The following is a 362-nucleotide window of genomic DNA, read 5'->3' on the forward strand; positions in this document are numbered from 1 at the left end:
TCCCCGGAGGGCGGGGACAAGCCCGAGGGCGAGTTGGCTGCGGCGATCGATGACGCGTTTGGTTCCTTTGACGCTTTCCGTGCGCACTTCACCGCCGCGGCGATGAGCCTGCAGGGTTCGGGTTGGGCGCTGCTGGGCTTCGAGGGCCTGGGCGGCCAGCTGGTCATCGAGCAGCTCTATGACCAGCAGGGCAACGTGCCGGTGGCGACGACCCCGTTGTTGATGTTGGACATGTGGGAGCACGCGTTCTACCTGGATTACGTGAATGTGAAGGCCGATTACGTGAAGGCTTTCTGGAACATCGTGAACTGGGCCGATGTCTCGGCCCGCTTCGAGGCGGCGCGTGCCGGTGCCCCGAAGCT

General features: G+C 64.6%; 1 protein-coding gene. It reads left to right on the forward strand.

From position 1 onward, the window contains the following. Positions 1–362 (forward strand): superoxide dismutase (locus tag ACIPUB_RS20140; protein ID WP_407609005.1); only part of this gene is annotated, 362 nt, incomplete at both ends.

The sequence above is a fragment of the Paeniglutamicibacter sp. ORCA_105 genome, assembly GCF_045798545.1.
GTDB classification, from domain to species: Bacteria; Actinomycetota; Actinomycetes; order Actinomycetales; family Micrococcaceae; genus Paeniglutamicibacter; species Paeniglutamicibacter sulfureus.